At 37.8% G+C, this 3088-nt stretch carries 1 protein-coding gene; it reads left to right on the forward strand.

The features are described 5' to 3' along the window. Window positions 1-389: 389 nt before the first annotated feature. Window positions 390-2990 carry a C10 family peptidase gene (locus ACFO3G_RS03505; protein WP_380078032.1) on the forward strand — a complete coding sequence of 867 codons (2601 nt, stop codon included), beginning with the start codon at window positions 390-392 and terminating at the stop codon, window positions 2988-2990. The last annotated feature ends 98 nt before the right edge of the window (window positions 2991-3088 follow it).

The following is a 3088-nucleotide window of genomic DNA, read 5'->3' on the forward strand; positions in this document are numbered from 1 at the left end:
AAAATTTTAGAAGACTGACGATTGATTATGAGTTTCATGCCGCTACTGCAGAGGCTATGGTTCAACTTGCTTTCTGCAAAATATTGCTTAATAAATTCTCTGAATAATTTTTAAACAGCTTCTAAGATGTCAAGCTTTCGAATCAGTGAAACCAGTCATACAATAAATCATCTATTGAAAGGATCAAAAGATTAATATACAATCACTAACCCCAAAATAACAGATTAAACGAGGCACAAACATCTGACAAAAGTTAAAACCTCTTTGCTCAAAAAAAAAAGATTAATAATTTTACGAAGCGCACTAGTGTACTAAAGATTATAGCAATATTGCTCTTTAACAAGAACATTATGAACTATGTTATTTATCCAATTTAACTTAACAGTGTTATGAACAAAAAAATTACAATTCTTTGTTCTTTGCTATTCATTGGTTTATCAGCTATATCGGCTGCTCCAGTAGGAAAGATTAAAGCAATGCAGATAGCAAACAAATTTTTAGGGCATTCTGCCCGGTTGAGGATGACCTATTCATCTCCGGTAAAAACACTCAACACATCGGATACTCAGAATGGTGATCTCAATTATTACTATGTAATTAACGAAGGTGAAAAAGGAGGTTATGTAATCGTTTCCGGAGATGATCGTGTAAAGCCGGTGTTAGGATTTTCAGAAACAGGTCATCTTTCTACAGAATCTATACAAAACAATCCCTCAATTCGAGCTCTCTTTGATGAGTACGAAAGACAGATGGATTATGCCATAAAAACAATGCCGGACATTCCCTATCAGACCACATTAAGAAGTGCCTCCGACTATGAAATTGAAAGAGCTCCTCTTTTGGGTTACTCACATGATAGGAAAACTAAACTTACTCAACCTATCAGTTGGGGACAAGATTGGCCATTTAATAGATATTGTCCCAATGTAACATACAAAGGGCGTACCTACCCCACTGTTTCAGGATGTGTAGCTACAGCAATATCTACTGTCCTTAGATGGCATCAATGGCCGGATAAGGCTAAAGGTCAAATTTCCTATACTTGGAATAGACAACTTATGTCTCTGGATTTTGACAAAGAAGGCGCTCCGGAAAACAAACCTTATGACTGGGAAAACAATATGCCTTCCGCCGTTACTTCAAGAGGTATCAACAGATCGACTGGTCTCAGATGCACAGAAAAGGAATCTGACAATATAGGTAGACTGCTTCGAGATGTTGGTTATGCTGTTCGTATGAACTATGGACCGGCTCGACTGGGAGGTAGCGGTACCCAAGTATATTATGCGGTCAAACCTTTGGTAAATAATTTCAAGTACAAGGAAACTGTTCGCTGGCAAAGCAGATCCAGTTTTCGCACAAAGGAGGCTTGGATCAATGAACTTAAAGACGAGATGGATAATTATGGTCCGGTCATCTATGCCGGATTCTCCAATGATGGAGGGCATTGCTTTGTTTTGGATGGTTATGCCACAGAAGGGTATGTTCACGTCGATTGGGGATGGAACTATATGGAAAACGGATGGTACGATCTGGATATCCTCGAGCCCGGCAAACAAGGTATTGGAGGTAGTAGTAGCGGATACTCTTATGGCCAACAAATGATTAGATATCTAAAGCCGGATAGAGTGGAGACTCCCGATAATGATAAGGATAAGGATACAGAAGAGGAGGCCGGTTCAGACCTTTATGTTTCAGAAAAGGCTCTTCAATCTGAAGTCAATCAAGCTAAAGATCAGTATATAAGCTTACAGATTGGCAATAATAACAAAACAAAGGGGTTTGTAAACTATCTTTATCTTGCTGCATATAATAAGGACCAAACAATTGTAAAAATAGTTGCCTCTGAATACACAACAGTCTTTGCCCAAAGCAAAAAGCCTATCTCTTTTAATGCTGATTTCTCAAACATTGAAGAGGGGCAATATAACCTTGCCATTGCTTATAAAGACAATAACAACAAGACCATAACTATTCCGGGAGCCGGTACAATCAGAGTTACAAAAGACCCAAATTCTGATACTGATCCAACACCAACGCTTCATGGTTATGACTTGCAAATAATGAACGGAGCACAAGTCTTCGTTGAACAAGGATCAGGAGCTAAATTTAACATCACTATTGCCAACAATGGCGATGTCAATTACAAAGACTATATCAATCTTTATACAGTAGACTCAAATGGCAAGCAGACAAAAATATCAAGTGGTACACTTACTATTGAAAAAGATCAGCGTATTGATTTGACATTCTACTCCAACGACAACTTCAAGACATTGTCTCCGGGCAATTACAATCTAATGGTTAGCTATAAAGCCTCTAATGGCAAAGAAACAGCTATGTGGGCAGACAAAAACACTCGTAACTGGAGTGCCGGAGGAGTTACAATCAAACAAAAAACGACTCCCAAACCGGGAACCGCCAAAAATGACGCCACTCAAATTTCTGTCGGATTCTCACAAAATGGCAAATATTTAGGAAGAGATTATGCAACAATTAGTAAGAGCAGCAATACCTTTAGGGCTCGCTTCTACATGAAATCTGTAAATGGCTACAGAGGAAAAGCACTCTTCTTTATTACAGCCAGTCGTTCCGGACAGCCGATTGACCGAAAACATCAAGTTGAGAAAACAATTATGATGACTCCCAATCAAACAGGATATATCGATATTGATTTTTCTACAGAAGATCTTAATGGATATGTGTATTACGCTGTGGTAGCTTTTAAACCTCAAGGTAGTTATCAGTATAAATTTATTCCAAATAACATTGTATGCTTCTATGTAAGCCAATATGACAATGTATCGTCTACTCAAAATGACGGACCTACAGTAAGTTTAGACGAAGATATGCCTAATAACAATCAGACCATTGAAGCGCCAGAATATAATGACGCAGTAGAAGAAAATAACAATGTAACTTCAACCAAAGATATAGAAGTTGACAGCATAAGCACCTATATCTTGATACTGTCCCAAAAAAGTGTGTAAGACCCAAGACTATTATCTTTGAAAAAATAAAATAAAACAGTAAAACAGTATGGATCTCACACGAGTACAAATTAAAGAAATTATTTCGAATTGTCTGG

The sequence above is a fragment of the Falsiporphyromonas endometrii genome (assembly GCF_042654485.1).
GTDB classification, from domain to species: domain Bacteria; phylum Bacteroidota; class Bacteroidia; order Bacteroidales; family Porphyromonadaceae; genus Porphyromonas; species Porphyromonas endometrii.

Excerpts from the sequence above, each read along its gene's own strand:
- ACFO3G_RS03505 (WP_380078032.1), top strand. The coding sequence starts at position 390 with ATGAACAAAAAAATTACAATTCTTTGTTCTTTGCTATTCATTGGTTTA.